Source organism: Bacillus cereus group sp. BfR-BA-01381 (assembly GCF_022663555.1).
In the GTDB taxonomy this organism is placed as follows: Bacteria; Bacillota; Bacilli; order Bacillales; family Bacillaceae_G; genus Bacillus_A; species Bacillus_A pacificus.
Map to the genome: position 1 here is coordinate 39,636 of NZ_JAKUFR010000040.1, position 6,911 is coordinate 46,546.

Genomic DNA, 6,911 nt, shown 5'->3' on the forward strand with positions numbered 1-6,911 from the left:
TCTAAGTTAAGTTATTCTACTTCATGATATCAGAATTTTCTTTCTATATGTTAAAATATAGTTATCATTATGAAGAGGGGCGGGAGTGTTATGAAGAAAAGACTATTAATCACTTCTCTATGTATCGCTTTTGGATTGTTTTGGTCATATAAAGAAGAGGTTTTTGCGAGCTATAAACCGATTGATCAGTACGGATTAAATAAGGAATTAAAAAACAAAAGTATAGAAGTTTTAACTCATAATGAAATGAAAAAGGTAGGAGAACATTTTGTGACAGAGCAACTATCAGTGTTTGGATTTCATAATAAAGAACATGTAAAACGAAAAGGTGAAGAAATATTTTTAAATAGTGGGTATGAACAATTAATGAAAAACTATTATCCAAATCGTTTTCAGGATTTAGAGTATAAATTTATAAACGGAGAGATACGTGAAGTAACGGATGAAAGTTTTCTCTATAAAACTGTAGCGTACGTGGCGGGTACTGAAAATGGTAAGAGAAGCGAAATGAAATTGAATTATGAAATGAAAATTGTAAAGGTTAATCATATATTTAAGGTGTTAGAACAAAAACAGTACGTACAATAAAGTGAAACATGAATCGGTGCCATAAATATGCTATAAATAGCGGAATAAAAAATCCCCCAGTTCTTTGAGGGATTTTAAAGGTTTTCATTTTGTTGACCAATTTCTTTTTGAGCAATATATAAATTTCCTTGCTCGACTTGTTTCTGAGTAAGAACCGAATCACCTGCATACCCTTTTTCTGTTTTCACAATTCTTTTTGAACGATTGGAATTTTGTTTCTTCATATAATAAACCGCCTTTCATCAAAAATAAACGAAAATGATAAGCACGAGTAATACAGCAGCAAAAATGGTAATACCCATTAAAAACGAAGTGTTTTTATATTTAGGTGGCTTATGTACATCTTGCCGATATCCAGGTGAAATTTCAGGGGCGAATTCTTCATCGAATGATTGCTTTTTTTCTTGTTCGTCCATATGTACCCACCTTTCTTTTTCATTATGTTATACGTTTAAAGAAAAAATATGCATAAAGAAAACCGCCCTCTATCGTGAGCGGCGGTTTTCTATTGTATATTTTCTTTGAACTTGAAAGAGACGGATAAGAAGGAAGGTGGCGCCAAATGCTAGACCGATAATAAGACCAATCCAATATCCTTTTGCTGCCCAGTCCGTATACGTTGCTAATATGTAACCGAGAGGGAGACCGATTACCCAATAAGCGATTAATGTCATAATTAAGGAAACGTTTACGTCTTTATAACCACGTAGTGCCCCTTGTACAGGAGTTGCAATTGCATCTGAAATTTGAAATAAAATCGCAAATATAAGAAATTCTTTTGCTAAATGATGAACTTGTATATCTGTCGTATAAATAGAAGCAATTTCATCATCAAAGAAGTAAAGAAGAATGGAATATAATAGGGCGAATGCAAGTGCTAAGCCAATCCCAATAAACCCATATTGTTTTGCGTTATTATATCGTTTCGCTCCAACTTCGAATCCAACAGCGATAGTCATTGCCATTGCTAAACTTAAAGGCGTCATATATAGCAAGGAAGCGAAGTTCATAGCCGCTTGATGAGCTGCGATTGTTGTCGTACTAAAATTACTCATCATAAGTGTTACTGCAGCGAAAATACTCGTTTCAAAAAAGATAGCAAATCCGATAGGGACGCCAAGTTTTAAGAACTCTTTCCAACTAGAAAGAGAAGGGCGATATAACTGTTTAAAAATATGGAAAGATGCAAAAGGCTCTTTCGTACGAATAATCATAACGGTAATAATTAAAATGCACCAATAGGTTGCTGTAGAAGCAATTGCTGCTCCGACACCACCGAGTTTTGGAAAACCGAAATGCCCAAAAATTAATACATAATTTAATATTACGTTAATAGGTAATGATAGTAACGTAATAATCATCGTTGTGCGAGTTTTTCCTAATGCATCAATAAATCCACGTAAAACAGTGTAAGTAAATAAAGGAATAATTCCAATTGCAATAATACTTAAAAATTGTGCTGCAATACGTTCCACCGGTTCTTCTAATCGCATGCCATTTAAAATGGGTGTAACAGCGAAAAATCCAATAAGCATAACGACGAAGCTAGCGCAAATTGCTAAATAGACTGCTTGTATGACGACTTGGGGAACATCTTCTTTTTTCTTGGATCCAACGAGTTGCGCAACAATTGGAGTTGTAGCCATCAAAATACCTGTTAATCCCGTACTAACTGGAATCCATATACTCGTTCCGATAGCAACCCCTGCTAAATCAATAGGGCTTGCATGTCCTGACATTGTTGTATCAAAAAAGCTCATTGCAAATAATGACATTTGCGTAACGAAAATCGGGAAAAATAGTAATACAAATTGTTTTAATTTTTGTGAGAATGTATTAGTTTCTTTCATAAAATCCCCTTTCTACGTAAAAAAGAAAACTCTTACTATCATACAATTTAATCAAAAAATAGAAAAGGAATAAGCTTATTAAAACTACGGTTTGACTATAAAAAAGGATGCACTTTGAAAGGGGATAAGGTATTATGGTAAGGTATGAAAAAATTACATATTATTAGTTATTAAGGAGGCACTACTCGTGGCTGATTGGTTAATTGGAATAATCATGGGTGCTGTTGAAGGTTTAACAGAGTTTTTACCAGTTTCATCAACAGGGCATATGATTTTAACAGGTCATTTACTTGGATTTGACGATGAGAGAGCGAAAGTTTTCGAAGTTGTTATTCAATTGGGATCGATTTTAGCAGTTGTAGTTATATTTTGGAAGCGTCTATGGTCTTTAGTAGGTATAGGGAAAGTAACAGACGGACCATCGTTAAATTTATTACATATTATTATCGGAATGATTCCTGCCGGCGTACTTGGCGTATTGTTCCATAGTGCGATTAAAGAAGTTTTATTTGGGCCAGGCCCAGTTGTCATTAGCTTAGTGGCTGGTGGTATTTTAATGATTGTTGCTGAGAAGTTTTCGAAACCAAGTACAGCAAGAACATTAGATGAAATCACATATAAGCAAGCATTTACAATCGGAATGTTCCAATGTTTAGCGCTTTGGCCAGGATTTTCTCGTTCTGGTTCTACAATAAGTGGTGGTTTATTAGCTCGCGTGTCACATACAGCGGCAGCTGAATATACATTCATTTTAGCAGTACCAATGATGGTAGCTGCAAGTGGCTTAGATTTAATTAAAAGCTGGGATATATTAAGTGCGGCTGATATACCGTTATTTGCAACAGGATTTATTACGGCATTCGTTGTTGCAATGCTTGCAATTGTTTCATTCTTAAAATTATTATCTCGTGTAAAACTAACACCGTTTGCTTACTACCGTTTCATTTTAGCTGCGGTATTCTATTTCTTCATTATGTAATAAAAAAACTGCCGAGTTCGGCAGTTTTTTTATTTTACTACTTTTTCCATCATGCTTTCCATTACATGTTCCCAAAGAGAAGTGTCATCAGCTAATGTGGCACGGAAATTAGCGTACATTTCTTTTTGTTTCTCTTCGAATGTTGGGTCTTCTTTTTCAGGCAATGTAGCGCGCATTGAAGTTACTAACTCTTGTACTTTTGGAGCACGTGGTCCCCAAACGGCTTGTTCGTTTCCATCTTTATCAATGAAAATAAAGATTGGAATCGCACGTGCTGTTCCATTTGTTAAATATTGATCCATTAATTCTAAATTTTCATCGCGAATTAATAATGACATATCAATATTTGCAACTTCAGAAATTCGTTTCATAACAGGCACGCATAAAAGAGCATCGCCACACCAATCAGCTGTTAATACGATAACACGCCAGCCATCATTTTGACGTTCTTCTAATACAGGAAGTAATTCATTTGGAATTAAAAAGTTATTGTAAATGTGCAGTAGCTCGTATTGATTTACTTTCATTTCATTCACATATGTATCAAAGGACATACCTTTATCAGCCCATTGTTGTAAGTTCATAAGTAACACCTCTTTTGTATGATTTGTTTTCATTGTATCAATTTTTATAGAGAAAAGCTTGTATTCTTACTCTTTCTTATCACTTAATAATTTACTTAATAGGAAAAAGAATAGTACGACACATAATTCAGCTATGTTGGATAGTTGCACGCTCTCTATCCAATCGTCAGCGGTATGAATGACGAACCAATCTAGCGTAATTTCAATGATTGCGAAAAGAGTAATAGAAAGCCAATTTGGCATGTTTTGTGTCATTGGATATAGCAGTGCCTTGAAGAAACTGAAGATGAAAAATATAATACCGTCTAAGAAAGTAATTAATAAAAAAATAGAAGTAAGGCAGTGCGCGACCTATACTCTACACCAGTAATATGAAAGATTCCTACATATACAAAAAATATAAATGCAAAAATTACAATGAGGAACAGAATAACAAAACCAATAATCAAAGTTTTATCTTTTAGATTGAAATTCGAAAATTTGTCTTCTTCACCCACTATCCTAACTCCTTTTTTTGGAAATTTAACTTCATTTTATCATGAAATATCTATTAAAAAACTACGAATTATGGGAAAATAAGGTGACAAAAAGTAAGATTTCATGTAAAATTATTAATAAGGTTTTTATTTAACTAAATGAAATAAAAGGGGCTGTCAAAGTTGTCTCAAAATCGAGAGCAATTAATGGAAGAACTATCGACAAATGTTTTTGCTATGTTCCGCACGTTGCGTAATGATATTGGAAAAATATTTGGTGGTTACATACCGTGGAATGAGTTTATCGTCCTTAGAATATTGAATCGTACGAATAAAGAAATGGTATCACGTGTGGCGAATGAGTTAAATGTGTCGAATAGTCATATTACAGCTGTTACAGAAAAATTAATTAATAAAGGTTTTGTAACTCGTTCACGTTCTACGTCAGATCGCCGAGTTGTATATTTGGAGATTACTGAACAAGGAAAAGATTTAGTTGCAAAAATGGAAGATGCAAAAAAACAATATTTGCAAGAAAGATTTTCTACGCTTTCAGAAGAAGAAATGAATATAATGATATCTATTTCTAAAAAACTTATTTAAGTCATTATAAGTAAGAAAACGCTTACATTAAAAAAAGAAGACTTTCCTTATATGAGGAAGGTCTTCTTTCGTATGTAAAAGATTATAAAAAAGAAAATATGTAACATACTACTAATAAAGGAAGGGGGCAGAAATATGACAAATCGAAATGGTAGTAAAGGGAGCGGAAATCAAGGCTCGCCGAAATCAGGGCAATTTCAGCAAGAGTTTAGTGCAGAATTTGAAACTGGTAACGATAATAAAGGAAAAGAATATCGTTCGAAAAAGGGAAGTAAATCAAAAAAGGAGTGAATCATTTCACTCCTTTTTTGATTTAAGATGCGGCAGATTGATCTGTATTATATTTTTCTTCTGATTTTGCGACAATCATTGCGCAAATTGCATCACCAGAAATATTTACAGCTGTTCTTGACATATCTAGAATGCGGTCAATACCGATAATTAAGGCAATACCTTCTACCGGTAGATTTACTTGATTTAAAACCATCGTCAGCATTACAAGCCCAACACCTGGTACACCAGCAGTGCCGATACTAGCTAGTACAGCAGTTAATACGACTACAGCTAATTGGGAAATAGTAAGTTCAACGCCGTATACTTGAGCGATAAATACAGTTGCTACACCTTGCATAATGGCAGTACCATCCATATTAATTGTTGCACCTAGTGGTTGTACAAAAGAGCTGATTGCTTTTGGAACACCAAGCTTCTCTTGTGCGGTTTTCATTGCAAATGGAAGCGATGCATTAGAGCTAGATGTACTAAATCCAATCGCCATTACTGGTCCGAAATGTTTAAAGAAACGGACAATGCTTTCTTTTGCTAATACTTTTAATAAGCTACCATATACGAAGACACCGTGAATAATAAGTACTAGCATAACGACAATCATATACTTGAACATCGCAGCGACGCCTGCAAGACCCATTTTACCAACGGATGAAGCAAGCAACCCAAATGTTCCGATTGGAGCTAATTTCATAACGAGATTAACGAGATACATCATTAATTCGTTGCCCTGTTCAAGTAATGAATGAATACCTTGGACACGTTTTCCTAAAATAGCTATACCAAGTCCAATTAATACGGCAAAGGCAATAATTTGTAACATGTTTCCATCAGCCATCGCTTTTGCTGGGTTATCTGGTACGATATTTAGCAATGTATCGACGAAAGATGTTTCGGTTTTTGCACCTTCATATTTAAGCCCTTCGGTTTTAAAATTACCACCAGATCCTGGTTGTATAATCAGTGCAAATGTAACTGCAATAGAGATGGCAACGGCTGTAGTTACAAGAAAGAATGAAATTGATTTTAAACCAATTCTTCCAAGTTGCTTCGGGTCCCCAAGACCAGCAGCTCCAAGTACGATAGAAATGAATACAACAGGGACAACTAGCATTTTAATGAGGCGAATAAACAATTGACCAAGTGGATTGAACACATATTGATTTAATGGTTCAAAAATGGATGGTGCAGCTAAATTTAAAGTGAGTCCGACAACTAAACCGAGAAATAATGCAATTAAGATTGCTTTTGTTTGTTTCAATAAAACCCCCTCCTTATTTTTGTGAAATTACTTTCTACATTAATTGTACCGAAAAACTACCTATTTTGACAATATTTTCTGAATATTTTGTACAAAAGTATCTATTTAAATATAGATTGCTTTTACTAAAGTAAGCAGAAAAAGCTAAATACACTATTTAGAAAACAAAATAGACCATCACATAGGATGGTCTAGGGAAGGGGACAATTTATGTCAATTTAATTAGGGATGGAAGTTGTTCAAGACACTGGGGAATGTCTTATAAATTAGGGAGGAACAACT

At 34.3% G+C, this 6,911-nt stretch carries 9 protein-coding genes and 1 pseudogene; 4 read left to right on the forward strand and 6 right to left on the reverse strand.

Translation table 11 applies throughout. From position 1 onward, the window contains the following. Positions 1-69: 69 nt before the first annotated feature. The gene (locus MR079_RS15420) at positions 70-588 is read left to right on the forward strand and encodes a biotin transporter BioY (protein ID WP_242294232.1); all 519 of its coding nucleotides are present in this window, start codon (positions 70-72) and stop codon (positions 586-588) included. Between the two features lie 74 nt (positions 589-662). Here MR079_RS15420 and MR079_RS15425 read toward each other — a convergent pair whose 3' ends face one another. From MR079_RS15425 to MR079_RS15435, 3 genes are all read right to left on the reverse strand, one after another. Next, the gene (locus MR079_RS15425) at positions 663-812 is read right to left on the reverse strand and encodes a hypothetical protein (RefSeq protein ID WP_000744619.1); all 150 of its coding nucleotides are present in this window, start codon (positions 810-812) and stop codon (positions 663-665) included. An 18-nt stretch (positions 813-830) separates the two neighbouring features. Next, complete coding sequence (locus tag MR079_RS15430) at positions 831-1,004, reverse strand: 2-isopropylmalate synthase (RefSeq protein ID WP_242294233.1); 174 nt, start codon at positions 1,002-1,004, stop codon at positions 831-833. 69 nt (positions 1,005-1,073) lie between these two features. Continuing rightward, positions 1,074-2,438 (reverse strand): MATE family efflux transporter, encoded by a 1,365-nt coding sequence (locus MR079_RS15435; protein WP_139869646.1) that lies wholly within the window; start codon positions 2,436-2,438, stop codon positions 1,074-1,076. A 187-nt stretch (positions 2,439-2,625) separates the two neighbouring features. Here MR079_RS15435 and uppP point away from each other — a divergent pair, with 187 nt between their 5' ends. After that, complete coding sequence (uppP, locus tag MR079_RS15440; protein WP_000796248.1) at positions 2,626-3,417, forward strand: bacitracin resistance undecaprenyl-diphosphatase; 792 nt, start codon at positions 2,626-2,628, stop codon at positions 3,415-3,417. Positions 3,418-3,446: 29 nt separating this feature from the next. Here uppP and MR079_RS15445 read toward each other — a convergent pair whose 3' ends face one another. Both MR079_RS15445 and MR079_RS15450 read right to left on the reverse strand, forming a co-directional pair. Then, a complete protein-coding gene (locus tag MR079_RS15445; protein ID WP_125902873.1) occupies positions 3,447-4,034 on the reverse strand; it encodes a thioredoxin family protein in 588 nt (195 codons plus the stop codon). A 33-nt stretch (positions 4,035-4,067) separates the two neighbouring features. Continuing rightward, positions 4,068-4,498: pseudogene (locus MR079_RS15450) on the reverse strand (regulatory YrvL family protein). A gap of 162 nt (positions 4,499-4,660) precedes the next feature. Between MR079_RS15450 and MR079_RS15455 the strand changes: the two are divergent. Both MR079_RS15455 and MR079_RS15460 read left to right on the forward strand, forming a co-directional pair. After that, positions 4,661-5,080, forward strand: coding sequence for a MarR family winged helix-turn-helix transcriptional regulator (locus MR079_RS15455; protein ID WP_000081435.1), 420 nt, complete (start codon positions 4,661-4,663; stop codon positions 5,078-5,080). A gap of 135 nt (positions 5,081-5,215) precedes the next feature. Then, positions 5,216-5,371 (forward strand): hypothetical protein, encoded by a 156-nt coding sequence (locus tag MR079_RS15460; RefSeq protein WP_000184931.1) that lies wholly within the window; start codon positions 5,216-5,218, stop codon positions 5,369-5,371. A gap of 22 nt (positions 5,372-5,393) precedes the next feature. Here MR079_RS15460 and MR079_RS15465 read toward each other — a convergent pair whose 3' ends face one another. Further along, on the reverse strand, positions 5,394-6,629 hold the full coding sequence (locus tag MR079_RS15465) for a dicarboxylate/amino acid:cation symporter (protein ID WP_139869643.1): 1,236 nt from the start codon (positions 6,627-6,629) through the stop codon (positions 5,394-5,396). Between the last annotated feature and the right edge of the window lie 282 nt (positions 6,630-6,911).